This window comes from Actinomadura sp. RB99 (assembly GCF_014706005.1).
Classification (GTDB): domain Bacteria; phylum Actinomycetota; class Actinomycetes; order Streptosporangiales; family Streptosporangiaceae; genus Spirillospora.
Genome location: NZ_JABMCA010000010.1, coordinates 157,661 through 183,369, shown reverse-complemented (window position 1 = coordinate 183,369; position 25,709 = coordinate 157,661). Strand labels below are relative to the sequence as shown.

The following is a 25,709-nucleotide window of genomic DNA, read 5'->3' as shown; positions in this document are numbered from 1 at the left end:
CCGGTCAGCAGTCGTTGACGGGCGTCTTCCCGGCGAACCGGTCGTCCAGGAAGTTCACCGCGTCGTTCTGCCGCACGACCATCTCCAGGGCGTGCTCGCCGATGGCGTCGCGGACGACGTGCACGGTCGCGCCGCGCGAGCACCACGCCTTCACCATCGCGTCGTCCTGCCCGACGGGGACGATCTCGTCGGTGTTGGCGTGGTAGTCGAACACGGGGACGGCGGGCGCGGCCGAGCCGAGGGTGTTGGCCTTCAGCACGGCCCGGACGCGCGGCACCGCCAGCGGGTCGGGGACGGTGCTGTAGTCGGCCAGCTTCTTGAACGGGAACGACGTGAGCAGGTCCGTCAGGCACTTGCCGGAGGCGTCCGCCATCGCCTGCTTGCCCTTGTCGTTCATCAGCGCGTTGATGTCCATCTCCGGGTACTCGGCGCCGAGGCTGACGGCGGCGGCCGCCTCGAAGCCGGAGAAGACGCCGCCGTCCAGCGACCGCGCCACGGCCTCGGGATCGGCGGGGATGCCGCCCATGGAGGCCCCGGCGAGCGTCACGTCCGGCGCGTAGGACGGCTGGAGCTCCGCCGCCCAGCCGGTGGCCTGCGCGCCGCCGGAGTAGCCGGCGAGCGCCCACTTCGCCGTCGCGGGGAGCCCCGCGTCCGCGAACCGCCGCACGGCGCGGATCCCGTCGAGGACGGCGTGCCCGGCCTGGAGCCCTCCCATGAACACCGACTTTGGGCCCTCGAAGTCGGGCATGACGACCGCCCATCCCTTGCTCAGCATCGGCCCGGCGTAGACCGCGGCGCTCGACGCAAACAGGTCGCCGGACGCCAGGCCGTAGGACGGGGCGCACTGCGTGCCGGTGGAGTCCTCGGCGGCCTGCACCGACACGACCGGCCGCGCGCCCGACCCGGTCCACGCCTTCTTCGGCACCAGCACCGAGGTGACGGCGAGTTCCGGCGTCCCGTGCGAGTCGTTGGTGCGGTACGAGACCTGCCAGGCGTTCGCCGTGTCGGCCACGTTCCCGGCCTTGGGCGTGAAGGCGCGGGAGGCGACGATGGCGCCCGGCGCGTAGTCACCGATGTTCGCGGGCGCCTGGTAGAAGGGGTCCTTGTCCGGCGGGACGGAGCCCGGCACGGTGTCGGCCGAGGCCGGTGGGGCCAGGGCGGTCGCGGCGAGCGCGCCTGCGGCGGCGAGCGCCGCCGCGGCGCGGAGGGGGGAGCGTCTCATCACGGCCTCCGGGGTGGGGGCGAACCTGCCGAAACGGCAGCGTTCCGCTGAGGTCCACTCACTGTAAGAGCCCACTTGCGCCGTGTTTATGGCCGGGACTGAGCAACTCCCCTCACCGATTGTGGGTACCGGCGCCAACCCCGGGCACCCCCTCACCCCATGGACGCCTCGCTAATGGGGGGTGGGCGCGGTTCGCTCTACATGGAGAAGGCGGCGGCTATGCCGTAGTGGTCGGACAGGTAGCTCGTGCGGCCGTCCGGGAGGCGGATCTCGTCCTTGAAGACCAGGGTCGTGGTCGCCGTCAGCGGCGGGGTGGCGAGGATCTGGTCGATGGGTTCGAGGCTGAGCTTCGGTGTGGGACGGAAGGTGGTCGCGGGGTCACCGTTCAGGACGTCCGCGAGGCCGGTGGCGTCGCGGAAGTCGCGGAGGACGGGCGACGACCTCGGGACGTTGAGGTCGCCCGCGACGATCAGGGGGTCGGTCAGGGCCGGGTGGGCGAGCAGGTCCGCCAGCTGGGCGAGTTCGCCGGCCTCTATCCGGGTGTAGGGATTGGCGAGGTCCCAGTCGGTGTCCCTGTTGGCGGTCAGGTGGGTGTTGACGATGGTGACGTGCTCGTCCCCCAGCTGCACGCGGGTCAGCAGGGCGCCCTTGCGCAGGAGCCCTTCGAGGCGCGGACGGCCGGTGAACCGGTACGGGCGGAAATGGCGGCGGACGATCGGCCGCCGCGAAAGCGTGACGAGGCCGCCGCGGACGAGCGGGACGGACGGGCCGTGCGCGATGTGCGGGTACGACGGCGTCGCCGCGCGGAGCGCCGCGAGATTGAGCGGGGAGACCACTTCCTGAAGGCAGACCACGTCGTACGACGAGTCCTCCAGGATTCCGGCGAGCGCTTTGATCCGGGCGCGGGAGTCGCCTCGGAAGAGGGTGTTGAACGTCAGCAGGCCGATGTTCACGGGCGGCCCGCGAGGTGCCGCGCCGCGAAGGTCATCGGGTAGCCGGGTGCGGGGGCGGTGCGCCGCACGTCGTCCCATGGGGCCATGGACGCCACGATAGGCGCCGCGGCGTCGCGGCAAGGGCCGCCGGGGTTCAAGATTCGTCGATCAGCCGACCGGGACGCGGCGGTGGGCGCGCCGGTACTCGCTCGGGGTGACGCCGAGTTCGCGGGCGAAGTGGGTGCGGAGGTTCGGGGCGGTGCCGAGGCCGCATTTCTCGGCGACGAGGTCGATGGAGAGGTCGGTCTCCTCCAGGAGCTCCCGGGCGCGGATGACGCGCTGGGCGAGGAGCCATTGCAGCGGGGTCGTCCCCGTCTCGGCGTGGAAGCGGCGGATGAGGGTCCGGCCGGTCAGGCCGGCGCGGGCCGCGAGGTCGGCGGTGGTGAGGGGCCGGTCGAGGCGCGCCAGCGCCCACTGCAGGACGGGCCCGAGCCCGTCGGCGCGGCCGGACGGCGGCAGGGGAGTCTCGACGTACTGGGCCTGCCCGCCCGTGCGGTGCGGCGGGACGACCATCTGCCGGGCGACGGCGTTGGCGACGTCCGCCCCGAGATCCTGCCGGATGAGGTGCAGGCACAGGTCGATGCCGGCGCTGTTGCCGGCGCCGGTGAGCAGGTCGCCGTCGTCGATGTAGAGGACGGACGTGTCGGCCTCGACGGACGGGAACCGCTCGCGCAGGACGGGCGCGTGCTTCCAGTGCAGCGCGGTGCGGCGGCCGTCGAGGAGGCCGGCGGCGGCGAGGACGAACGCGCCGGAGCAGAGCGAGACGATGCGGGCGCCGCGTGCGTACGCGGCGCGGACCGCCTCGACGACCTGCGGCGACGGGTCGTCGAGCACGTTCCCGGTCGCCGGGACGATCACCGTGTCGGCCGTCTCCAGGGCGTCCAGCCCGTGCGGGGCGACGATCTGGAACGCGCCGGGCAGGTCGTCCTGGCCGGACGAGCCGCGCAGCCGGGACGCGCCCTCCGAGCAGAGCCGCACGTCGTACCAGGGGCCGGTGTGCGCCGGGGGCGGCGAGCCGAACAGCTGGCAGGGGATGGCGACCTCGAAGATCGGTGCGCCGGGGACGACCAGGATCGCCAGGCTCCGCGTCATGTCAGTAATCTATCGAATGCTGTCAATCCTGCCACTCGTGGCGGGTCCGGCCGCTCTCGATCATTGACGGCATGAACGCACGGATGAAGGCCCGGCCGGCGAGCGTCCCGGCCCGGAAGGACGTGGCAGAGGCCCCCGGAGGAGCCGAGAGACCGGGGGCGCGGCGGTGGCTCGTGCTCGCGGTCGCGTCGACGGCGCAGTTCCTGGCGATCCTCGACCTGTTCGCGGTGAGCGTCGCGTTCCCGGCGCTGCGGCGCACGTTCGACGGCGCGCCGCTGCCGCAGGTGTCGTGGGTGCTGAACGCGTACACGATCGTGCTCGCGGCGCTGCTCGTCCCGGCGGGGCGGCTCGCCGACGACACGAGCCGCAAGAAGAGCTTCCTCGCCGGCATGGCGCTGTTCGGCGCCGCGTCGGTGGCGTGCGCGGTGGCGCCGACCCTGCCCGCGCTGGTCGCGGCGCGGGTCGTCCAGGCGGCGGCGGGCGCGGTGCTCGTCCCGACGTCGCTCGGGCTGGCGCTGCCCGCGTTCCCCAAGCGCGAGCACCCGACGGTGATGGGGATCTGGACGGCGGTGGCCGCGCTCGGCGGCGGCTGCGGGCCGGTGCTCGGCGGGCTGCTGCTGATGGCGGGCTGGCGCTGGATCTTCCTGATCAACGTGCCGGTGACGGCGGCGGCGATCCTGGCCGGCCGGCGGCTGCTGCCGGACACGCCGCGCAAGGCGCGGCAGCGGCTCGACCTGCTCGGGTCGGCGCTGGTGCTGGGCGCGGCGACGGCGCTGACCGCGCTGCTCGTCCAGGCGCCGGACTGGGGGTACGGGTCGGCGCGGACGATCGGGTGCGCGGCCGCGGCGGCCGTGCTCGGGACGCTGGCGGTCGCGCACATGCGGCGGCACCCGAACCCGGTGATCGGCCCCGACCTGTTCCGGCACCGGCCGTTCGCGGTCGCGGTGTCCGGGGTCTTCCTCTACTACCTGGTGTTCGCGGCGACGCTGGTGGCGGCGACGCTGTACTTCACGGGGGTGTGGCACTACCCGGTCGTCCGGGCGGGCGTGGGGATCGCGCCGATCCCGCTGTCGTGCATGGTGATGTCGCCGTTCTCCGGACGGATCGTCGGCCGGATCGGGGGGCGCGCGTCGGCGGTGCTGGGCGGGCTGGCGCTCGCGGTGGGCTGCGGCTGGTGGGCGGTGCTCGCGTCCGGCGAGCCGTCGTACCTGGCGATGTTCGTCCCGGGGGCGGTGCTCGTCGGGGTGAGCACGGCGCTGCTGCAGCCGCCGCTGTTCGGGTCGGCGGCATCGCTGCCCGCGGAGCGGCTGTCGCTGGGGTCGGCGGTGCTGATGATGGCGCGGCAGATCAGCTCGGCGCTCGGCGTCGCGGTGCTGACCGTGCTGCTGGGGAACGGGGCGCACCCGTCGGTGGCGGCCTTCCGGCACGGCTGGCTGTTCATGGTCGCCGCGGCGCTGCTCTCCGCACTGGTTTCCCGGTATTTCCGGACGGATCACAATAATCAGTAGAAATGCCATAAATAGCCTGGACGGCTAGCCGGAATGCGCGGCCGGCTATCCGGTTAGCGTTGCGAACGAAGGACCGCTCGGGCATAGTGGGTCGCGCACGTTCTCGCGTTTCTCCTCCCCGGAAAGACGAAAGATCCGCCGACCCCCGCCGAAGACCACCGATTTTCCGGAAAAACGCGACATATGTGACCTGGGACCCGCCACCACCCGCTCGCGACCGCGCCGGAAGGCTCTTCGATGCCCAGCGATCCCGCCCGCTCCCCGCTCGGCGACGACCGGTACGTCTGCTCCATGCCCGGATGCCGCCGCCCGTCCCGCTTCCAGATCCGCCTGGAGACCGGCGGCGGCGCCCCGGCGCCCGCCCGGAGTCCGCGAAGTCCCCGGACTCCCGGCCGGGACGCGGCGTCCCGCACCGGCGACTCCTGCGGCAGGCACCTCACCGACGTCGTCCAGGCCCTGATCCACCGTTGCCGCGCCGGGTCCGGCGGCTCGGGGCGGATCGTCGTGTACGCGACGCCGGAGGGCCGGCACCCCAAGGAGAACGAACAGCCCGGCCCCTTCGACCGGCTCGCGCTCGGGATCATCCCGATATGACGGCCGGCGGCCATTGCCCGCAGCCGACGCCCTTCCGATACTGGGCAAAGTCGGACACATGCGGACGAGGCCGGACGAAGGTGAATCTCGATGGGATTCCAGCTTGGCTTGTTCTCCCCCAACACCGAATCGGGACTGGCGATAACCACGGTTCCGGAAAGGTGGCGAGCCACCTGGGACAACAATCTGCGCCTCGCCCGCCTCGCCGACGAGAGCGGGATCGACTTCCTGCTGCCCGTCGCCCGCTGGACCGACTGGGGCCCCGACACCGACTTCCACCAGAGCGTCCTCGACCCGCTGGTATGGGCGTCCGGAATGCTCGCGGGCACGACGCGCCTGCGCGTCTTCACCACGGTCCACACCGCGTTCCACCACCCGATCGTCGCCGCCAAGCAGCTCGCGACCGCCGACCACCTCAGCCGGGGACGGGTCGGGCTGAACATCGTCGCGGGCTGGCACGCCCCCGAGTACGCGATGTTCGGCCTCACGCTCCCGGACGACCACGACACCCGGTACGCCTACGCGCAGGAGTGGTGGGACATCGTCCGGCGCATCTGGTCGAGCCCCGAGCCGTTCGACCACGACGGCCGGTACTTCCACCTCCGGCGGGTCGTCGGCGCGCCGAAGCCGTACAACGGGCGGAGCCTGCCGGTGATCAACGCCGGGTCGTCCCGGCAGGGCCGGTCGTTCGCCGCCCGCAACGCCGACCGCGCGTTCACGGTCGTCGCGGGCCCGGAGGACGGTGCGGAGGTCGTCGCGGCCATCCGCAAGGAGGCCGCGTCGTACGGCCGGGACGTCGGCGTCTTCACGCTGGGGCACGTCGTGTGCCGCCCCACGCGAGCCGAAGCGGAGGACTGGTTGCGCTACTACGCCGATGAGCACGCCGACTGGCCGGCGGTGGACGAGGTGATGCGCCTGCAGGGCCTGCACGCGCAGTCGTTCACCCCGGAGATGCTGCAGATCTACCGGGACCGGTTCGCCGCCGGGCACGGAAGCTGCCCGCTGGTCGGCGACCCCGACGACGTCGCCGACGGGATCGCCTCGTTCGCCCGCGCGGGCTTCGACGGGATCGCGCTGTCCTTCCTCGACTACGCCGGCGAGCTGGGCTACTTCGCCGCCGAGGTGATGCCGCGACTGCGCGCCCGAGGCGTCCTGCCGCTGGCCGCCGCACCGGACGGCCCGCCATGACCGCCCCCGCCGCACCGCCTCCGGGCGCGGAAGGCGAGCCGCCCCCGGATGCCGAGGCCGCGCCGCCGCCGGACGCGGGAGACGAACCGCCACTGGGCGCGGGGGACGTGCCGCCGCTGTCGCCGTACCGGCGGGTCGCCAGCGGCGACATCGACGTCCTGCACCGGACCGTCGAGCCGTACGCCGTCGGCCACGACCTCCAGGCCCGTGACCCCGCCCGCCCGCTGGACGGCCTGGTCAACGCCCTCGGCGTCGGCGCGGTCAAGTTCGTCTGGGTCCGCTACGGAGGCGCCGGCGTCATCGTCGACACCCCGCCGACCGAGGGCGCGTTCGCGCTGTGCGCGCCGATGGCGCCGATGGGCGTGGAGTACCGCCGGTCCGGCGGCCGCGCCACCGCGGGCGGCTGCCTCGTCGTCTCGCACGACGAGGCGATGCGGCTGACCCCGGACCCCCGGCACGGCTGCCTGGTGATCGCGACGAGCACCGGCCGGCTCGCCGACCACCTCGGCGGCTTCCTCGGCCGCGAGTACGACCCGCCGCTGCGCTTCCACAGCGTGGACGGCCCGGCCCTCGCGCCCGCGTCCGTCGTCGAGCGGACGTGGCGGCACGTCTGCGCCGTCCTCGACGACAGCGCGGCGACGGGCCTGCACCCGCTCGCCGCGCGCAGCCTGGAGGAGTCGCTGCTCACCGCGGTCCTGCTCGGCCTGCCGAACACCGCGACGCCGGAGCTGGCGGAGCCGCCCCGGCGCGTCCCGCACCATCTCGCCGGGTTCATCCGCGAATGGGTGGAGGCGCACCACGGGCGGCCGATCGGCGCGTCCGACATCGCGGCGGCGGCCGGGATCGGCGTCCGGCAACTCCAGGCGGTCTGCCGCGCCCAGTGGGGCCTCACCCCGACGCAGCTGCTGCGCGGCGTGCGGCTCGACCACGCCCGCGCGGCGCTCCGGTCGGCCGAGCCGGGCCGCCGCCGGACGGTCTCGGACGTCGCCGCGGCCGCCGGCTACGTGCACATGAGCCGGTTCGCGGAGCACTACCGGCAGCGCTTCGGCGAGACCCCGACCGAGACCCTGAGACGAACCGTCCCGCCCGCGTGACCCGGCGGCCCCGCCGCCTGCGGTACCTCCGGCCGTCCGGACGGCCGCGCGACCGCCGGCCGTCCGGACGCGCGGCATCGACCTTGGTCGGTATCCCGCGCGCCCCCGCCCCGGCAGGCTCTACGGTATGAACGACCCGAAGTCCTACGACGGCCTGTCCTCCTTCGTGTTCATGCTCGGGGTGTACACGGGCGTCGTGCCGTTCATCAGCAAGCTGTTCGGCTGGAAGCCGGACGGCCCGAAGCGGTTCCTCGTCATCGCACTGCGGCTGCCGTCCCCGGCCTGGTGGATCGTGTCGCTCCTCGCCATCGGCGCCGCCTTCGCAATGCTGTGCTGGATCGACACCGCCAAGAAGCGCCGCTTCCCCGGCTGAGCCGGGGACGTCAGGCGTGGCGGTCCTGGACCCCGGCGAGGAGGCGGTCGCCGGCGCGGCGGCCGAGGCGCGCGAGGGCCCGGTTCGCGGCGGGCGAGACGCGGGCGAGGGTCCGGGCGGCGTGCGCCTCGACCGCGACCGGCACGACCGCCGCGTCCTGCCGGACGGCCCGCAGGATCGCCCGCGCGACCTTCTCCGGCGGGAAGCCGCGTCGCTCGATCGCGCGGCCCATCGTCTCGCGCAGCTCGGCGTCCACCGCCGGGGCCATCCCGACGAACCGGGTCCGCCGGGTGATCGGGGTGTCGACCGCGCCGGGGCAGATCGCCGTGACGCCGATGCCGTAGCGCTCCATGTCGAGCCGGAAGCACTCGGCGAGCTGGAGGACCGCCGCCTTCGTCGCGCCGTAGGCGGGCAGCTCCGGGCTCGGCGTGAACGCGGCCAGCGACGACACGATGACGATGTGGCCGCCCTCGCCGCGCTCGACCATCTGCCGGCCGAACAGCCGGGAGCCGCGGTACATGCCGTCGAGGTTGATGGACCGGATGCGCGCCCAGTCCTCCTCCGGCGTCTCCAGCAGCGAACCCGCGAGCGCGATCCCGGCGTTGTTGACGACGACGTCCGGGACTCCCCAGATGTCCTTCACGTACCGGGCGAACCGCTCCATCGCCTCCGGGTCCGCCACGTCCACGCCGTAGACGTGGGCCTCGCCGCCCGCCGCACCGATCTCGTCAACGGTCCGCTTGGCGCCGCCCTCGTCGATGTCGGCGACGACGACGCGCGCCCCCGCGTCGGCGAACGCGCGGGCCGTCGCGCGGCCGATCCCGCTGCCCGCGCCCGTGACGACGACGAGGTCCCCGCCGAACTCCTTGCCGGGCTCGGCGGCGGCGCGCGCGTGCGCGAGACCGGGCGTCTCCGGCCCGCCCTCGATGTGCTCCACGAACTCGGTGATCCAGCGGGCGACCAGGTCCGGGTGGCTGCGCGCCACCCAGTGCCCGGCCGGTGCGCGGCGCACGTACAGGTTCGGGACGACGCCGCGCGGCGACAGCAGCAGCGGCTGCGACCCGTACCGGTCCTTGATCGGGACGATCAGCTGGACGGGCACGTCGGTGCGCCCGTCGCCCTCGGAACCGCGGCGTCCGTCCTCCGGCGAGCCGCGGCGGCGGCCCATGTTCGCCCGGTACAGGCCGAGCCCGTTGCGCGCGTCCCGCGCCAGCGTGGCGGCCGGATGCCCGGGGCGCGGCTCGGCGCCCTCCCGCAGCCGCAGCCCGCGCGCGAACCCGGCGGGCAGCAGCCGCGCCGCCAGCTCGCCCGCGCGCGGGGCCATCAGCACCGGCATGTAGACGCTGCGGCGCGCCTGCCCCAGCACCTCCCGCACCCCGCGCGGCCCGGACCGGACGGCGGTCCGCACCCAGCGCGCGAGATGCCGCCGGTCCGGTCCCGAGATCGAGGTGAACGAGGCGAACCGGCCGCGCAGCCGGTCGCCGATGACCGCCTCCCAGCCCTGCACCGATCCCCAGTCGTGGCCGACGAGGTGGACGGGCTCGTCCGCGCCGACGCCGTCCAGCACCGCCTCCAGGTCGCCCATCAGCGCGTCGAGGCCGTAGTCCAGCGGGTCGGACGGCGCGGACGAGCCGCCCGCGCCGCGCACGTCGTAGGTGACCACGCGGAACCGGCCGGCGAGGCGCTCGGCGACGTCGTCCCACATCGCGCCGGTGTCGGGGTAGCCGTGGACGAGGACGACCGTCGGCCGGCCGCCCTCCCCGCGCTCCCGTACGGCCAGTTCGATCCCGCCCGACCTCACCCGCTGGTCCCGCATCGGCGCTCCCTACCGTTCTCCGGGGGTTTGCCCGAGAACCTACGCCGATGAGGTCCGCTGTCCAGGGCCTCTCAGCGGACGGGCTGGCGGAGGATCGTCCGCGCCTTCGACTGGTCCGGCTCGTTCGGGTCGGACAGGTAGATCTCGTGGTGCAGGCCGTTCACCTCCAGGCCCTCCGCCTTCATCAGCGCGTCCATCTCGGCGAGGCTCGCGGGCTCGTCCGCGTACGGGCCGCGGTGCAGCATCTGCACGCAGCGCCCGTCGGTGAACGTGACGCGCTGGACGCGCGCCGCCGCCGGCACCCCCTGCCTGACCTGCGTGACGGCCGCCTCGATCGCGCCGGCCCCGATCGCGCCCTCCTCGTCGGGGAGCCGCAGGAACAGGTGCCACCACCACTCCTCGCGCGGCACCTCGAACGGGGAGCGCTCGTCCTCCACCCACCAGCGTCCCTCCAGCGGGACCATCGGCGCGCCGAGCGCGCCCATCACCGCGTACAGCGCGCCGACGCTCGCCCCGTACGCCGCGCCGCCCGGCTCGCCGCGTCCGGTGACGGCCAGCCCCGACACCGGGCCGAACTCCGCGATCTCCGGCTTCTCCGCCGCCTCGTACCAGCTCATCGGACATCCTCCAGTCGGATCAGCACCCGGGTCTCCAGGTGCTCGGGCGGCGTGCTCCCCGGGTCGTTCAGGTAGACCTCGCGGACCGGCCCCGCGGGCGCGTGCCCGTGGTCGCCGAACCAGGCCAGCACGCCGTGGACGGTGAGCGCGATCTCCTCGTACGGGCCGGTGTGCAGGGCCCGCGCGAACGCCCCGCCGGGCAGGACGTCCTCGCCGGACGCCGACTCCAGCGCCACCCGCACCTCGAACTCGTCGGCCATGTCCAGCGGGAACAGCCCGACGAGGCTCGGCGGGCCCTCGGCCTCCGGCAGGAGCCGGGCCACGCAGGCCCCGGTGGCCGCCGCGATCGTCGTCGGGGTCGCCGCCTCGCGCGCGATCCGCACCCTCCGGGCCGGCTCCTCGGCGACCGACACCTCCGTGTCGGGCAGTCCCTCGGCCAGCACCCGGTCCAGGAGCCGCAGCGCGCGGCGGCGCCGCGCCACGTCCGCCTCCAGCCGGTCCCGCGCGTCCTTCAGCGCCGCCGCGCCCTGGCCCGCGAGGACGCGCGCCACCGCGGGCAGCGGGACGTCGAGCTCCCGCAGCATCCCGACCATCAGCGCATCCCGCGCCTGTTCGGGCCGGTAGTACCGGTAGCCCGACGAGGGGTCGACCCATGCCGGGGCGAGAAGGCCCAGGTCGTCGTAGTGGCGCAGCTGCTTGACGCTCAACCGGCACAGCCGCGCGAACCGCCCGATGGGCAGGAGATCGTTGCTCACGTCCTCAGCCTGACGTCTCCCACAGTGGGAGAGTCCACTCGGGACGCGACCAGGGACGGAGCTAGGGGCGCGCCGTGAGCCCCGTACAGGCGCGCAGGCCGTTCCACCGCTTCACCTCGGCGGCCGCCGTCGCGCCCTTCATCGGGATGGGCAGCCCGCCGGTGATCTGCGCCGGCTTCCACTTCGCCTTCGTGACCTTCCGGCCCTCCACCCGCAGCAGCAGCACACCGGACTTCGCCGTCTGCCCCTGCGCCGACGAGAACACGAAATTGCCCATGCCGTAATGGACGTACCGGCCCTGCAGGTACCCGCCGCCGAGCGGGATGTGCGCGTGCCCGCCGACGACGATGTCCGCGCCCGCGTCGACGAGCGCCTTGGCGAGCTCCTGCTGGCGCGGCAGCGGGCACGCCTTCAGCTCCTGCCCCCAGTGCAGATGCACGATGACGAGGTCGGAGCCCTTCCGCGCGTCCTTCACCGCCTGCACCATCCGCGGCACGTCCTTCGCCGACGCGAGGCCGCCCTTGCCGCCGGTCGCCGTCCACGCCGAGACCAGGTTGTCGTCCAGGACCTGCGTCGCGCCGACGATCGCGATCCGGTTGCCCTTCACGGTCGTCCGGTACGCCCGGTACGCCTGGTCCGCGTTGCGGCCGATCCCGACGATCGGGAAGCCGCTGCGCCTGATCGCGGCGAGCGAGTCGCGCAGCCCCTCCTCCATGTAGTCCATGCCGTGGTTGTTCGCCATGGACGCGACGTCGACGCCGGCGCGGCGCAGCGCGGTCAGCGCCGTCGGCGGCGCCCGGAACGTGAACTCCTTGCCGGGCGCCGGAGTGCCGCCCGTCGTGATCGCCGTCTCCAGGTTCACCATGGCGAGGTCGGCAGCCCGCAGGGTGGACGCGACGGGCCCGAGCGCGGTCGCCGGGTTCGCCAGCCGGGACCGCAGCTGCCCCTCGAAGTGGGTGTCCCCGCCGAACGCGATGACGATCGGCTGCGGCGCCGCCTTCGACGGCGCCGCTCCCCCCTTCGGCTTCGCCGGAGACGTGGCCGCCGGCGGCGTCGCCCCCGCGGCCTCCGGCCCGTCGGACCCGCCGCACGCGGACACGGCGGCGGCGACCAGCACGCCCACGGCTGCCACGGCGAAAACGCGCATGGGAGACCTCCCCGTCTTGATCGGCCAAGCATGGCACGACCAGGACAATCCCCCCACCCCACCCCCGACCACATCCGGCCCTCAGGGCGAATCCGCCCATTTCCTCAACACCGGCAACCCCACTCACTCGCACTCCGCCCGCACGCCGCGGCGAAGGTCAGGAGGCGCGGTCAGGAGGCGGGGTCGGCGGGGGTCTCTTGGCCGTTGGGCTTGCCCTGGGTGAGCTGGTAGGGCGGGATCGGGTCGCTGGGAGAGATCTCGCGGGGCGGTTCGGGCTCGTCGGATCCGGACGGTTCCGGGTCCCGTACGGGGGTGGGGCCGCTGAACGCCTGGGTCACGGCCTGGAGGGCGCTCGTCACCTCGCTCGGGATCACCCAGAAGGTGCTGCCCTGGCCTTCGGCGAGCTTCGGGAGGGTCTGGAGGTACTGGTAGGCGAGCAGCTTCGGGTCGGGGTCGGCCGCGTGGATGGTGGAGAAAACGCGCTCGATCGCCTTCGCCTGCCCCTCGGCCTCCAGGACGGCGGCCTGCTTCGCGCCCTCGGCGCGCAGGATCGTCGACTGCTTGTCGCCCTCCGCCGTGAGGATCTTGGACGCGCGGGCGCCCTCGGCGGTGAGGATCGCGGCGCGCTTCTCGCGCTCGGCGCGCATCTGCTTCTCCATGGCGTCCTTGATGGACGCGGGCGGCTCGATCGCCTTGATCTCCACGCGGGTGACGCGGATGCCCCACTTGCCGGACGCGTCGTCCAGCACGCCGCGCAGCGCGGTGTTGATGCGGTCGCGGGAGGTGAGGGTGGCCTCCAGGTCGAGGGTGCCGATGACGTTGCGGAGCGTCGTCGCGGTGAGCTGCTCGATCGCCTTGATGTAGTTGACGATCTCGTAGTCGGCCGCACGCGGATCGGTGACCTGGAAGAACAGCACGGTGTCGATGTGGACGACAACGTTGTCCTCGGTGATGACCGGCTGCGCCTTGAACGAGACGACCTGCTCCCGCAGGTCGATGAGCGACTTCACGCGGTCGACGAACGGCAGGACGAAGCTGATGCCGGGTTCGAGCGTGCGGTGGTAGCGGCCGAGGCGCTCGACGTTGCGGGCGCGCGCCTGCGGGACGATCCAGACCGACCGCATCACCGCGGTGGCGACCACGGCCAGCCCGGCGACGACGACGATGAGCAGGGCGATGGCGAGTTCGGTCATGGTGTCTCCTCGCCCGGCCCGCCGGGGACCGGGTACAGCAGGGCGGTGGCGCCTTCGATGGCGAGGACGTCGGCGGCGGCGCCGGCCGGGATGACGAGGTCGGGGTCGTAGGGGCGGGCCGACCACTCCTCGCCGCCAATGCGGGCGCGACCGCCGGCGCGGGACACCTCGGTGAGCGTCAGGGCCTCGCGTCCGACGAGGGCGGCGGCGCCGGTGCGCAGCGGCGGCGGCTGCCGGATGTGGCGGCGCGCGACGGGCCGGACGACGGCGAGGCCCGCGACGGCCCCGGCGGCGAAGACGGCGACCTGGCCGGCGAGGGGCAGGCCGGCCGCGCCGGTGAGGCCGGCGGCGAGCGCGGCGACGGCGAGCAGGCCGAGCGCGAGCGTCAGCGTGAGCAGTTCGGCGATCCCGAGGAGCGCCGCGATCAGCAACCAGACGACCCACGCGTCCATAGCAGCTCCCTGTGGCTGCCGGAAGTCCTCAACAACAAAGTAACTCCAGACCGTGGAAATGGCGCCCCCCGGAATTACGCGACAGAATGGAGTTCGGCCCCACAGGAGGAGCGTCGACACATGGGCGACCGCACGGCCTTCCGCACCTGTCCCCTCTGCGAAGCCCTTTGCGGGCTGGAGCTGACCCTCGACGACGGCGGCGCGGTGACGCGCGTGCGCGGCGACAGGGACGACCCGTTCAGCAAAGGGTTCCTGTGTCCGAAGGGCGCGACGCTCGGGGTCCTCGACGGCGACCCCGACCGGCTCCAGGAGGCGCTCGTCCGCGACGGCGACGCCCACCGGGCGGCCGGCTGGGACGAGGCGTTCGCGACGGTCCGGCGGGAGCTGGCGCGGGTCGTCGAGCGGTACGGGCGGGACGCGGTGGCCGTCTACATCGGCAACCCGACGGCGCACTCGGTGGCGGGGCCGCTGTACGCGTCGGCGATCGTGAAGGCGCTCGGCACCCGCAACCTGTACACCGCGAGCACCGCCGACCAGATGCCGAAGCACGTGAGCTGCGGGCACATGTTCGGCGACCCGCTCGCCATCCCGGTGCCGGACCTCGACCGGACCGGGCACCTGCTGATGCTGGGCGCGAACCCGCTGGAGTCCAACGGGAGCCTCGCGTCGGCGCCCGACTTCCCCGGCCGGCTGAAGGCGATCCGCGCGCGCGGCGGGAAGGTCGTCGTCGTCGACCCGCGCCGCACGCGGACGGCGGCGCTCGCCGACGAGCACCTGTTCATCCGCCCGGGGACGGACGCGTTCCTGCTGATGGGGCTCGTCCACACGCTGTTCGCCGAGGACCTCGTCACGGTGCGCCTCGACGGCATGGTCAACGGGCTGGCGGACATGCGGGCCCTGGCCGTCGACTTCGCGCCCGAGCGCGTCGCGCCCGTCACCGGCGTCCCCGCCGAGACGATCCGCCGGACCGCGCGCGAGCTGGCCGCCGCCGACCGCGCCGCCGTCTACGGGCGCATCGGCACGTGCACGCAGGCGTTCGGGACGCTCAACAGCTGGCTCGTGGACGTCCTGAACGTGCTGACCGGCAACCTGGACCGGCCCGGCGGCGCGATGTTCCCGCGCCCCGCGCACGCGCCCGTGTACCGGCGCAAGAAGCCGTTCACCACCGGGCGGTGGCGCAGCCGCGTCCGGGACCTGCCCGAGGTCAACGGCGAGTTCCCCGTCGCGACCCTGGCCGACGAGATCGAGACGCCCGGCGAGGGCCGGATCCGGGCGCTGGTCACCATCGGCGGGAACCCCGCGCTGTCCGCGCCGAACGCCGCCCGCCTCGACCGCGCGCTCGCCGGCCTCGACTTCATGGTGAGCGTCGACCCGTACCTGAACGAGACGACCCGGCACGCGCACGTGATCCTGCCGCCGCCGCGTCCGGCGCAGACGCCGCACTACGACATCGCGCTGACCGGCCTCGCCGTCCGCGACTACGCCCGCTACTCGCCGCCGGTCGTGCCGCTGCCGGACGGGCGGCCGAGCGAGTCCGACCTGCTCGCGCGCCTCGCGCTCGCCGCGTCCGGCGCCGACGGCGACCCCGCCGCGCTCGACGAGATGATCATCTCGACGACGCTGCGGAAGGCGACCACGCTGCCCGGCTCGCCCGTGCACGGCCGCGAGGCGGACGAGCTGCGCAAGATGCTGGCCGAAAGCGGCACCCTCACCGAGCAGCGGCTCGACATGATGCTGCGGCTCGGCCCCTACGGCGACGGCTTCGGCGCCGACCCGTCCGGCCTGACCCTCACCCGGCTGCGCACCGAGCACCCGCACGGCCTCGACCTCGGCGCCCTCAAGCCCCGCATCGACGAGGTGCTGTGCACGACGTCCGGGCGCGTCGAGCTGTGCCCGTCCACCTGCGCCGCCGACGTCGACCGCCTGCACACCGCGCTGCGCGCGCACAGCCCGTCGGACGAGGGCTTCGTGCTCATCGGGCGGCGGCACCTGCGGTCCAACAACAGCTGGCTGCACAACGTCCCGGAACTGGTGCGCGGCTCCAACACCTGCACGCTCCAGCTCAACACCGCCGACGCGGCCCGGCTCGGCGTCGGCGCGGGAGACACCGTCCGGGTCGCCTCCCGGACCGGGTCCGTGGACGCCGTCGCCGAGCCCACCGACACCGTCATGGCGGGCGTCGTGAGCCTCCCGCACGGCTGGGGGCACGACCGTCCCGGCACCCGCACCGCCGTCGCCCGCGAGCACGCCGGGGTGAACGTGAACGCCGTCACCGACGAGCAGGAGATCGACCCGCTGTCCGGCAACGCCGTGTTCAACGGCGTCCCCGTCACCCTGACACCGGTACGTCCCTGACCTGGCCTTCCCAGGGGAGCGACCCCCTGGAATCCCCGTCACGGCGAACGGGCCGTTTCCCGCTCCGCGCGAAACGGCCCGTTCGCCGATCTCGCTCCGCGTGCGCGCCCGTTGGCGGGCCGTGTTTAGCCCAGGCGCGTCCAGGTAGGTATCCCTCGCCGCGGGCGGCTCGGGCCGCCTCGAACGTCACACGGGGGATCGACTAACCTCGCAATCGAGCGTCCCATTACGGCCGTCTCTAACCAGTGGGCCGGACGGAACCGATGGGTCCGGGCGCCGCCTCGGGCGGGCCGCCCGCACGCACCCGAGGGAGGGACATGAACCGGCGGTCGAGCAACATCTTCCGGCGCGGCGCGCGGACACAGGCGTCGCAGCGGCTGGCGGACGCGACGGAGACCATCGAGCGCGCGAGCGGCCTCGACCGCACCATCCGGGTGCTGTCCACCGCCGTGCGCAAGACGCTCCGCCCCGGCCCGCTGAAGGACACCCTGCACGGCGTCCCGTTCGGGCATCCCGCGCACACACCCCTCACCGACGTGCCGATCGGCTGCTGGATGTCGTCGGCGATCCTCGACCTCATGCCGGGGACGGCGCGCGCCTCCCAGACGCTCGTCGCCGCCGGGCTCGTCGGGGCCGTCCCGACCGTGCTCACGGGCATCGCCGACTGGTCCGCGCTGCACCGCGAGCAGCAGCGCGTCGGCCTCGTGCACGCGTCCGCGACGGCCACCGCGAGCATGCTCTACACGGCGTCCCTCGCCGCCCGCTACCAGGGACGGGACGGCGCCGGGAAGGCGTTCGGCTTCGCGGGCCTCACCGTGCTGCTCGGCGGCACCTACCTCGGCGGGCACCTGGCGTTCCGGCAGGCCGCGGGCGCCAGCCACGCCGACCAGACGTCCCACCTCGTCGCGACCGGCTGGCACGACCTGTGCGCCGCCGAGGAGCTGCCGGACGGCTGGCCGGTGCACCGCCGCCTCGGCTACATCAGCCTGTTCGTGCTGCGCGAGGGCGACGAGATCAACGTCCTCGCCGACCGGTGCAGCCACCTCGCCGGGCCGCTGCACCAGGGCCGCGTCACCACCGACGACAACGCCGAGACCTGCATCGTCTGCCCGTGGCACAGCAGCACCTTCCGGGTCCGGGACGGCTCGGTCGTGCACGGCCCCGCGACCGCCCGCCAGCCCTCCTTCGAGACCCGGGTGACCGACGGGATCGTCCAGGTCCGTCCCACGGGCTGACCAGCGCGTTTCGCCCTCTTCGCGGCGGTTCGCGAGACCCGTTTCGGGGTATAAGTCGAATATACGTTCGACGATCGGAGGTTCGCGCCGATGAAGGGCGACAGGGTCGAGATCGTGATCGACGCCGGCGGCGAGGGGACGCGGACGTACGAGGTGGTCGCCGCCCGGGCGGGGCGGCGCGTGGAGGTCGCGACGCGGCGCGGCGTGGTGGAGGTCAGCGAGGTCACCCGCACCGGCACCCCGGTCCGCACGGCCCGCTTCATGGCCAGCCGCGTCCTGGCCCTGGTCGAGTACCCCAACAGCGACGCCCACCCCGACGACCCCACCCCACCCACCTGACCCCAACCCGCCCACCCCCACCCCCTGCAGTTGAAAGCTCACCCCCGACAGCCATAACCCCAGCCCCGACGGGTTGGACCTCGACCCCGGCGGTCGAACCCCAGCCCCGACGGGTTGGACCTCGACCCCGGCGGTCGAACCCCAGCCCGACAGGTTGAACCCCGACCCGACAGGTGGAAGCCCAGCCCCAGCAGGTCGAAGCCCGGCCCCGGCAGGTTGAAGCCCAGCCCCGGCGGGTTGAAGCTCAGCCACCTCACGGGCGTGCACGCGGAGCGAGTGCAGCGAGCGCAGCGGGCACGCCCGCCGGTCGGCAGGCTGTTTCGCCGCGGAGCGCCAGCGGAGCGGGGAAACAGCCTGCCGACCGTGACGGGGGTTCCAGGGGGTCGCCCCCCTGGGCTAACACGGGCGTGCACGCGGAGCGAGCGCCAGCGAGCGCAGCGGGCACGCCCGGCGACGGAGGGGCTGTTTCACGCGGAGCGCCAGCGGAGCGGGAAACAGCCCCTCCGTCGTGACGGGGGTTCCAGGGGGTCGCCCCCCTGGGTTAACGCAGCAGGTTCACGATGGCCACGAGGCCGACGACGACGATGACGCCGCGGAGGACGAGGGGCGGGATGCGGCGGCCCACCTTGGCGCCGATGAAGCCGCCGACGGTGGAGCCCGCCGCGATCAGCAGTACCGCCCACCAGTTGATCCCGGTGTCGCCGAACAGCCAGGTGGCGATGAACATGATCGCCGCCGTGCCGTTGACGATGGCCGACAGCACGTTCTTGCTCGCGTTGAGCCGCTGGAGGTCGTCGTCCAGCATGATGCCGAGCAGTGCGATCAGCACGATGCCCTGCGCGGCGCCGAAGTAGCCGCCGTACATGCCGGCGAGCAGCACGCCGAGCCACAGCCAGGGTCCGCCGTGCGCGTGGCCGCCGCCGCCGTCCTCGCGCCGCGTGCGGATCCAGCTCTGGAGCCGGGGCTGGACGACGACGAGGATCAGCGCGATGACGATCAGGATCGGGACGATGAACTTGAACGCGGAGGCGGGCAGGCCGAGCAGCAGCAGCGCGCCGATCACGGCGCCGATCAGGGAGGCGCTGCCGAGCCGCAGCAGCCGGGCGCGCTGGCCCTTCAGTTCGGCGCGGTACCCGTAGGCGCCGGTGACGCCGCCGGGGACGAGGCCGATGTTGTTGGACACGTTCGCCACGACCGGTACGTAGCCGAGCGCCACCAGCGTCGGGAACGTGATCAGGGAGCCGGAGCCCACGACGGTGTTGATGCCTCCGGCGGCGACCCCGGCCGCGAAGACCGCGGCCGCGTCCAGCAGGTTCAAGAGGGCCCCATCCCAGCGCTAGCGGTTGGCAACGGCGCTCATGATGGTAGGGACAGCGCAGCTCAGGACGGTAATGGGGGTGCCCGTTACCTGGTGGTCGGCCCGGAACGCCGGGAGGGGCGCGCTCAGCGGACGGCGCGCGCGTACCAGCGGCCGCCCTGCCTCTCGATGGTGAGCGGCAGGCCGAAGCAGTCCGTCAGGTGCTCGGCGGTGAACACCTCGTCGACCTTGCCCTGCGCGACGATCTCGCCCCGGCGCAGCAGCAGCGCGTGGGTGAAGCCGTCGGGGACCTCCTCGACGTGGTGGGTGACCATCGCCATCGTCGGGGCGGTGGGGTCGTCGGCGAGGACGGCGAGCCGGGCGACGAGGTCCTCGCGGCCGCCGAGGTCGAGGCCCGCGGCGGGCTCGTCCAGCAGCAGCAGCTCGGGGTCGGGCATCAGCGCGCGGGCGATCTGCACGCGCTTGCGCTCGCCCTCCGACAGGGTGGTGAACGTCCGGCTCATCAGCTCGGCGCAGCCGAGGGCGTCCAGCAGCGCGACGGCGCGGCTGACGTCGGTGGAGTCGTACTCCTCCTGCCAGCGGCCGAGGATGGCGTACGAGGCGGTCAGCACGAGGTCGATGACCTTCTCGCCGGCGGGGACCTTCTCGGCGAGCGCGGTGCTGGCGAGGCCGATGCGGGGCCGCAGCTCGAACACGTCGGTGCGGCCGAGCTCCTCCTCCAGGATCTCCACCGACCCCTCGGTGGGGTGCATCATCGCGGCGGCGACCTGCAGCAGCGTCGTCTTGCCCGCGCCGTTGGGGCCGACGATGACCCACCGCTCGCCCTCGTTCACCGTCCACGTGACATCGCGCAGCAGGGCCGAGCCCCCGCGCTTGACCCCGACTCCGCGGAGCTGAAGTACCTCGCCGGCCATCGCGCGCCTTCGTCCCCATTCCCGGTGATCCCACCGGTCCCGGTCCGGACCGGTCCGTTCTCCAGGAAAGAACCTATGCGATGCCGGGCCTCCGCCGCCCCCCGGCTCCCCGCCGAGCCGCCCGTCCCGCGCGCACCGGAAGGGAGGAACGTCCCGCGGGCCCGATGGCAGTGGCGATCCGAGCGCTTATGGTGGATCGCATGTCCATTGGGGAGTGTCGGACGCGATGAGCTCGGACGGGATGAGCAGGGACGTGGCGACCGCGCTGGTCGCGTGGGGCAATGCCTGGCTGACGGGCAGCGTCGGCCTGGACGAGGCGGTGGACGCGGTCGAGAAGGCGGGGGGCCCGCAGATCCTCGGCGGCGAGCCCGCCGAGGTGACACTGCGCCGCGGGCTCGGCGACCTGCGCGTCGGCGGGCTGACCGCGCTGCGGCTGGCGCTGCCCGAGCCGGGCGACCCGCTGGGGCTGACCGGCCCGGCCGAGTTCAACCGGTCCGCGATCGACGCGGGCGCGGCGGTGGTCGCGCTGCTCGGCGACCGGGCGATCGGGCTGGTCCCCGAGGAGGACCGGCGCGGCTCGTCGTACGTCGGGGTGCGCTGGACGACGCACGACGCGTCCGCGAACCCGCCGGACGTGCCGGGCCTGGCCGACGCCGACCGGCAGCTGACGCTGGCGATGCGGGACGCGACGGAGGCGCTGCTGGCGGTGGACGACGTGTCCGGGGTGCCGCCGGAGATCGCGGACGCGCTGGCCGACCTGCGCGACCCGCACCGCGGCGACCATCCGCTGGCGCCCGGGTATCCGCCGCGCGCGCACAGGGTGGCGGCGCTGGCGGGCCGGCTGGCCCTGGTCGTGGACCTGGCGCGGCGGATGGACGAGCGCGGCCTCACCGCCGACCAGATGCGCCGCCGGAGTGAGGCGCTGCGGCTGCTCGACCGGGCGGTGCGGCGGGCGCGGGTGGCCGCGTGCAACAGCGCGTTCGATCCCGTCCCGTAGGCGCCCTCTCCGGCGCGGTGATGAGAACGTGCCAAAAAGGAAAGCGGGACGTCCCCGGAGGGACGCCCCGCTTCAGTGCGCCGCGAGTGCTCAGGTGCGGACGACGAGGGTGTTGCAGATCTTGTCGGCGAAGGTCTGCTTGCGCTCGTCCCACAGCGGCCACAGGTAGCCGATGTCGCAGGCGATGCTGTCGGCGAAGTGGGCGAGGCGCCGGACGAAGGCGCCGCCGAAGCCGAGGACCTGCCCGGTCTGGGCGCTGACGACCTTGATGCCCATCTGGCGCTTGCCGATGGTCTGGCCGGTGGTGCCCTCCTGGTAGATCATCCAGATGCCGCCGCCGAAGCCGATGACGATGGCGACCAGCAGGAACAGCAGGCCGAGGAACGCGCCGCCGCCGCTGCCGCTGCCCATCAGCAGGAGGGCGATGAAGTAGAGGATGCCGACGGGCGCGCCGATGATCAGCCCGTCGATGATGGTGGCACCGGCACGCGAGCCCCACTCGGCCAGCTGGCCGGTCGAGCCGTAGTGGTGGTGGTGCACCTCCTGGTAGGCCGGCTGCGCCGGGGCCGGGGGGGCGCCGTAGGCCGGCTGCGCGGCGGGCGGCTGGCCGTAGCCCGGCTGCGCCGCGGGGGGCTGGCCGTAACCGGGCTGCGCCGGCGGCTGGCCGTAGCCCGGCTGCGCCGGGGGCTGGCCGTAACCGGGCTGCTGCTGACCGTATCCGGGCTGCTGGGCCGGGGGCTGGCCGTAACCGGGCTGCTGCTGTTGCCCGTACCCGGGCTGCTGCTGTTGCCCGTAGCCCGGCTGCTGACCGTACGGGTCGTAGGGGTTACCCACACTTGCTCCTTATTGATTGACCCTGTGGATATGTGACGCCCGCCGGACCCGGAGGGCTCCGCAAGTCTGACCGACGATCGACCGCGGCTCAAACCCGCAGAACACCGAACCGGACGAGCTGCCACAGCTCCGACCCGACGAGGGCGGCGCCGAGCATTCGGGCACGGGTCTTCGGCTGGAGTGCCCACCACCGTCCTCCGAGCCCCAGGGGGGCGAGGGCGACGGCGGCCGCACCGGTCAGGGCCAGCGGGTTCGCGAGGACGGCGCGGACCGGATGGCCCTCGCCCGCCTCGATGAACACGGTGGTCCCCCCGCACAGGGGACACGGGAGACCGGTGAGCGCCCGCAGGGGGCAGAGCACGCCGGGGTCGTGGAGGCGGTGGATCCATGAAACGCCGACGGCCGCAACGGCCATCGCCGCAACGCGCAGCAGCACGCCTCGTGGGCCGTGCCGCGCTGCGGTGAGGGTCCGGCTGACGAGCCGGCCGAGCGCACCCTCCGGTGCACCGGCGGCCGCCGCCCCGGGCGCTCCCCCCAACGAATCCTCCGCCTCGAAGACAAACGGCTGAGTGACCCGTATACCGGGTGCACCCGGAGGCGGGTCAAGTGCGGGCGACGATCCGCGACGCGACCGTTACCGAGGGCACGCTGAGCCCACCTCGGAGCAAGACTAGGACAAATCGCCAGCTACGCGGGCAGAGTTATGGGTTACGGATGCCACGAATCGCGTCGCGAGCAGCACGGGAACGCACGCGAGCGGACCCGGGAAGGCGGACACGGGAAGGCGGACACGGGCGTACACGGGCAGGCGTACACGGGCAGGCGTACACGGGCAGGCGTACACGGGCAGGCGGACGCGGGTGGGCGCGCACGGCCGTACGGGCGGCCGCGGGCGCGGCCGCGCCGGGTTCAGGACTGGGCCGCGGCGCCCACGGTCACGGGACCGCCGGCGTCGGCGTGGTACTCCGCCTCGACGACGTCCGCCACGACCGCGGTGATGTTGTCGGGGCCGCCGTTGGCCCGCGCCTCCTCGATCAGGGCGGCGACGGCGCGCTGCGGGTCGGCCTCCGCGGACAGCAGTTCGTAGATCCGCTGCGCGTCGACCGGGCCGCTGAGGCCGTCCGAGCAGAGCAGGTAGCGGTCGCCGAGGCGGGCCTCGCGCAACCGCAGGTCCGGCTCGCGGTCGTCGCGCCCGTCCAGCACCCGGTACAGCACGTGCGACAGCCGCGACGTCTCGGCCGGGTCGGCGGTCTGCCCCGCCTGCTCGGCCTCCGCCTTGAGCAGCTCGTCCATCGTGTGGTCCTGGGTCATCTGGAACAGCTCGCCGTCGCGCAGCAGGTAGCCGCGGGAGTCGCCGATGTGCGCCAGGGCGACCGACTCGCCCGACCACAGCATCGCGGTGAGCGTGGTGCCCATCCGGCTCAGGTCGGGCCGCTCCTCGCGGACGATGCGCAACTTCTCGTTGGCCTCCGCGACCGCGCGGCCGAGGCTCTCGACCAGATCGTCACCATGGGCGCCGGTGTCCAGCGAGCGCAGCGAGCCGATGACGGTCGAGCTCGCGACCTCGCCGCCGGCATAGCCGCCCATGCCGTCCGCGACCGCGATCAACCGCGCACCGGCGTAGCCCGAGTCCTCGTTGTTCTCTCGGTTGCACCCGATGTCACTGCCTGCTGCGTACCTGATTGCTACGTTCATACCGATTTCGATGACGATCCTGTCAGAGGAGTTGTATCACTCACGAGCGGCCTCCCCGGCCCGGTCCGCGCCATCCCGGCCGGCACCGTCCCGGGCGGTGCCGTCCCGCCCGACGCCGTGCCGGACGGCGTAGAGCGCCGCCTGCGTCCGATCCTGCACTCCCAGTTTCATGAGCAGATTACTGACGTGCGTCTTGACCGTCTTCTCCGAGACCACGAGCGCGCGGGCGATCTCCCGGTTGGACCTCCCCCGCGCGATGTGCACGAGCACCTCCCGTTCCCGTTCGGTGAGCGCGCCCAGGCCGCGGTCGGCCGGCTCGCGCTCGGGCTCCGCGCGCAGCATCGCCTCCGCCGCGTCCGGGGCGAACAGCACATGCCCGTCGTGCACCGCCCTGATCGCCTGGACGAGGGCGCGCGGGTCCACGTCCTTGTACAGGTAGCCGGCCGCGCCCGCCTGCACCGCCGGCAGCACGTGCCCGCGCTCGGTGACGCTGGTCAGGATCAGCACCCGCGCCTCCACCCCCCGAGCCCGCAACTCCGTCAGCGCGGTCACGCCGTCGGCGCCCGGCATCTTGAGGTCCATCAGCACGATATCGGGCTTCAGCGATTCGGCCAGCGTCACCGCCGACGTGCCGTCCTCCGCCTCGCCGACCACCTCGATGTCGTCCTGGATGCCGAGGAACGTGCGCAGCCCCTGCCGGACGACCGGATGGTCGTCGGCGATCAGCACCCGGATCGGCGGCGCGGGCGGCGGCGTCACAGCGGCACCTCCAGCCGCACCGTCGTGCCGCGCCCGGGCGCGGCCTCGATGCCGAACGTCCCGCCGATCGAGCACGCCCGGTCGCGCATGGACGCGAGGCCGAGCCCGCCCTGCTGGTCGCCGTCGGACGCGGCGAACCCCGCCCCGTCGTCGGCGACCTCCAGCACGGCGCTGCCGTCCAGCACGCGCAGGCTCACGTCGACCGTCCGCGCCCCGGCGTGTCGCAGCGCGTTGTAGACGGCCTCCTGCGCGATCCGCAGCACGACCGCCTCCTGGTCCTCCGCCAGGACGACCGGTTCGCCCGCGGTGAACCGGACGGCGGTCTCGTGCGCCCGGTCCAGCACCTCGGCGTGCTTGCGCAGCGACGCGACGAGGCCGTCCGCGAGGTCGGCGGGGCGCAGCTCGAAGATGACCGCGCGCAGCTCGGCGAGCGCGTCGGCGGCGAGCCGCTCCACCTGCTCCAGCTCCTCGGCGGTCCGGACCGGGTCCTTCTCCGCCAGCGCGGCCGCGGTGCGCGCCGTCAGCCGCAGCGAGAACAGCTTCTGCGCGACGGCGTCGTGCAGCTCGCGGGCCAGCCGGTTCCGCTCGGCGACGACCGTCAGCTCGCGGTTGTGCTCGTAGAGGCGGGCGTTGGTGATCGCGATCGCGGCGTGCGCGGCGAACAGCGCGAGCAGGTCCTCGTCGTCCTGGGTGAACCCGCCGGGCCGCTTCTTGTTGGCCAGGAAGATGATGCCGAGGACGTCCTCGCCGTCCTTGATCGGCACGCCCAGGAAGTCCTTCAGCACGGGGTGCGCGACGGGCCAGCCCTCGAACTCGGGCTCGCGGCGGATGTCGGCCAGCCGCTTCGGCGTGTCGCCGCGCAGCATCGCCGCGAGCATGCCGTGCTGGCGGGGCAGCGGGCCGATCCGCTCCCAGTCCTCGTCGGAGACGCCCTCGACCACGAACTCGGCGAACGAGCCCTCGTCGTCGGGCACGCCGAGGGCCGCGTACCGGGCGTCCAGCAGCCGCGCGGCGGCCCGGACGATCACCTGCAGCACCTCGTGGACCGACAGGTGGCGGGTGACGGCGAGCACGGCGGAGCTCACCGCGTGCAGGGTCGCGCCCTGCCCGGCTCCGAGCCCTTCCGCGTCGCCCATTCCGGCCTCTCGTCTCCCCCTTAGCGCGCCCTTCGACGCGCACATGTGAAGACCGTACTCGGTTTTGCCGCCGCGCCTCCGGAC

General features: G+C 73.7%; 25 protein-coding genes. 9 read left to right on the top strand and 16 right to left on the bottom strand.

Annotated elements, in window-relative coordinates:
* Positions 1 to 4 precede the first annotated feature (4 nt).
* The 3 genes from amrb99_RS12710 to amrb99_RS12700 all read right to left on the bottom strand — a co-directional run bounded on the left by amrb99_RS12710 (position 5) and on the right by amrb99_RS12700 (position 3,306).
* The gene (locus amrb99_RS12710; RefSeq protein ID WP_190856118.1) at positions 5 to 1,222 is read right to left on the bottom strand and encodes a lipase family protein; all 1,218 of its coding nucleotides are present in this window, start codon (positions 1,220 to 1,222) and stop codon (positions 5 to 7) included.
* Positions 1,223 to 1,419: 197 nt separating this feature from the next.
* Positions 1,420 to 2,175, bottom strand: a complete 756-nt coding sequence (locus amrb99_RS12705) for an endonuclease/exonuclease/phosphatase family protein (RefSeq protein ID WP_190856117.1) — start codon at positions 2,173 to 2,175, stop codon at positions 1,420 to 1,422.
* 147 nt (positions 2,176 to 2,322) lie between these two features.
* Complete coding sequence (locus amrb99_RS12700) at positions 2,323 to 3,306, bottom strand: helix-turn-helix domain-containing protein (protein ID WP_190856116.1); 984 nt, start codon at positions 3,304 to 3,306, stop codon at positions 2,323 to 2,325.
* 71 nt (positions 3,307 to 3,377) lie between these two features.
* On the opposite strand from amrb99_RS12700, the gene amrb99_RS12695 reads away from it, so the two are divergent.
* The 5 genes from amrb99_RS12695 (at position 3,378) to amrb99_RS12675 (ending at position 8,063) form a co-directional block, all read left to right on the top strand.
* A complete protein-coding gene (locus amrb99_RS12695; protein WP_206699928.1) occupies positions 3,378 to 4,814 on the top strand; it encodes an MFS transporter in 1,437 nt (478 codons plus the stop codon).
* Between the two features lie 237 nt (positions 4,815 to 5,051).
* Positions 5,052 to 5,408: a hypothetical protein gene (locus amrb99_RS12690; protein ID WP_190856115.1), complete on the top strand. Its 357-nt coding sequence runs from the start codon at positions 5,052 to 5,054 to the stop codon at positions 5,406 to 5,408.
* A gap of 90 nt (positions 5,409 to 5,498) precedes the next feature.
* Entirely contained in the window at positions 5,499 to 6,596 is a 1,098-nt protein-coding gene (locus tag amrb99_RS12685; RefSeq protein ID WP_190856114.1) for an LLM class flavin-dependent oxidoreductase, read from the top strand.
* Entirely contained in the window at positions 6,593 to 7,690 is a 1,098-nt protein-coding gene (locus amrb99_RS12680; protein ID WP_190856113.1) for a helix-turn-helix transcriptional regulator, read from the top strand. Before amrb99_RS12685 ends, amrb99_RS12680 begins: the two co-directional genes overlap by 4 nt.
* Before the next feature lie 127 nt (positions 7,691 to 7,817).
* Positions 7,818 to 8,063 (top strand): hypothetical protein, encoded by a 246-nt coding sequence (locus tag amrb99_RS12675; protein WP_190856112.1) that lies wholly within the window; start codon positions 7,818 to 7,820, stop codon positions 8,061 to 8,063.
* Positions 8,064 to 8,073: 10 nt separating this feature from the next.
* Here amrb99_RS12675 and amrb99_RS12670 read toward each other — a convergent pair whose 3' ends face one another.
* From amrb99_RS12670 to amrb99_RS12645, 6 genes are all read right to left on the bottom strand, one after another.
* Positions 8,074 to 9,879, bottom strand: coding sequence for an SDR family oxidoreductase (locus tag amrb99_RS12670; protein ID WP_190856111.1), 1,806 nt, complete (start codon positions 9,877 to 9,879; stop codon positions 8,074 to 8,076).
* Between the two features lie 71 nt (positions 9,880 to 9,950).
* The gene (locus amrb99_RS12665) at positions 9,951 to 10,496 is read right to left on the bottom strand and encodes a GyrI-like domain-containing protein (RefSeq protein WP_190856110.1); all 546 of its coding nucleotides are present in this window, start codon (positions 10,494 to 10,496) and stop codon (positions 9,951 to 9,953) included.
* Positions 10,493 to 11,251: a GyrI-like domain-containing protein gene (locus amrb99_RS12660; RefSeq protein WP_190856109.1), complete on the bottom strand. Its 759-nt coding sequence runs from the start codon at positions 11,249 to 11,251 to the stop codon at positions 10,493 to 10,495. Before amrb99_RS12660 ends, amrb99_RS12665 begins: the two co-directional genes overlap by 4 nt.
* A gap of 61 nt (positions 11,252 to 11,312) precedes the next feature.
* Positions 11,313 to 12,398: a CapA family protein gene (locus amrb99_RS12655; protein ID WP_190856108.1), complete on the bottom strand. Its 1,086-nt coding sequence runs from the start codon at positions 12,396 to 12,398 to the stop codon at positions 11,313 to 11,315.
* A 170-nt stretch (positions 12,399 to 12,568) separates the two neighbouring features.
* Entirely contained in the window at positions 12,569 to 13,591 is a 1,023-nt protein-coding gene (locus amrb99_RS12650) for an SPFH domain-containing protein (protein WP_190856107.1), read from the bottom strand.
* A complete protein-coding gene (locus amrb99_RS12645) occupies positions 13,588 to 14,043 on the bottom strand; it encodes an NfeD family protein (protein ID WP_190856106.1) in 456 nt (151 codons plus the stop codon). Before amrb99_RS12645 ends, amrb99_RS12650 begins: the two co-directional genes overlap by 4 nt.
* 120 nt (positions 14,044 to 14,163) lie before the next feature.
* Between amrb99_RS12645 and amrb99_RS12640 the strand changes: the two genes are divergently transcribed.
* From amrb99_RS12640 to amrb99_RS12630, 3 genes are all read left to right on the top strand, one after another.
* The gene (locus amrb99_RS12640; protein ID WP_190856105.1) at positions 14,164 to 16,398 is read left to right on the top strand and encodes a molybdopterin-dependent oxidoreductase; all 2,235 of its coding nucleotides are present in this window, start codon (positions 14,164 to 14,166) and stop codon (positions 16,396 to 16,398) included.
* 317 nt (positions 16,399 to 16,715) lie between these two features.
* Entirely contained in the window at positions 16,716 to 17,633 is a 918-nt protein-coding gene (locus tag amrb99_RS12635; RefSeq protein WP_190856104.1) for a Rieske (2Fe-2S) protein, read from the top strand.
* Positions 17,634 to 17,723: 90 nt separating this feature from the next.
* A complete protein-coding gene (locus tag amrb99_RS12630; RefSeq protein WP_190856103.1) occupies positions 17,724 to 17,972 on the top strand; it encodes a hypothetical protein in 249 nt (82 codons plus the stop codon).
* Between the two features lie 541 nt (positions 17,973 to 18,513).
* On the opposite strand, the gene amrb99_RS12625 is transcribed toward amrb99_RS12630, so the two are convergent.
* Entirely contained in the window at positions 18,514 to 19,290 is a 777-nt protein-coding gene (locus tag amrb99_RS12625) for a sulfite exporter TauE/SafE family protein (RefSeq protein ID WP_190856102.1), read from the bottom strand.
* A 125-nt stretch (positions 19,291 to 19,415) separates the two neighbouring features.
* A complete protein-coding gene (locus tag amrb99_RS12620) occupies positions 19,416 to 20,204 on the bottom strand; it encodes an ABC transporter ATP-binding protein (protein WP_190856101.1) in 789 nt (262 codons plus the stop codon).
* Positions 20,205 to 20,445: 241 nt separating this feature from the next.
* Here amrb99_RS12620 and amrb99_RS12615 point away from each other — a divergent pair, with 241 nt between their 5' ends.
* Entirely contained in the window at positions 20,446 to 21,201 is a 756-nt protein-coding gene (locus tag amrb99_RS12615; protein ID WP_190856100.1) for a hypothetical protein, read from the top strand.
* A gap of 90 nt (positions 21,202 to 21,291) precedes the next feature.
* Here amrb99_RS12615 and amrb99_RS53095 read toward each other — a convergent pair whose 3' ends face one another.
* The 5 genes from amrb99_RS53095 to amrb99_RS12590 all read right to left on the bottom strand — a co-directional run bounded on the left by amrb99_RS53095 (position 21,292) and on the right by amrb99_RS12590 (position 25,625).
* Positions 21,292 to 22,035 (bottom strand): RDD family protein, encoded by a 744-nt coding sequence (locus amrb99_RS53095; RefSeq protein WP_190856099.1) that lies wholly within the window; start codon positions 22,033 to 22,035, stop codon positions 21,292 to 21,294.
* A gap of 88 nt (positions 22,036 to 22,123) precedes the next feature.
* The gene (locus tag amrb99_RS12605; protein ID WP_190856143.1) at positions 22,124 to 22,450 is read right to left on the bottom strand and encodes a DUF2752 domain-containing protein; all 327 of its coding nucleotides are present in this window, start codon (positions 22,448 to 22,450) and stop codon (positions 22,124 to 22,126) included.
* A 494-nt stretch (positions 22,451 to 22,944) separates the two neighbouring features.
* Positions 22,945 to 23,730, bottom strand: a complete 786-nt coding sequence (locus amrb99_RS12600) for a protein phosphatase 2C domain-containing protein (protein ID WP_190856098.1) — start codon at positions 23,728 to 23,730, stop codon at positions 22,945 to 22,947.
* Positions 23,731 to 23,766: 36 nt separating this feature from the next.
* Complete coding sequence (locus amrb99_RS12595) at positions 23,767 to 24,489, bottom strand: response regulator (protein WP_190856097.1); 723 nt, start codon at positions 24,487 to 24,489, stop codon at positions 23,767 to 23,769.
* Complete coding sequence (locus amrb99_RS12590; protein ID WP_241755495.1) at positions 24,486 to 25,625, bottom strand: GAF domain-containing sensor histidine kinase; 1,140 nt, start codon at positions 25,623 to 25,625, stop codon at positions 24,486 to 24,488. Before amrb99_RS12590 ends, amrb99_RS12595 begins: the two co-directional genes overlap by 4 nt.
* Between the last annotated feature and the right edge of the window lie 84 nt (positions 25,626 to 25,709).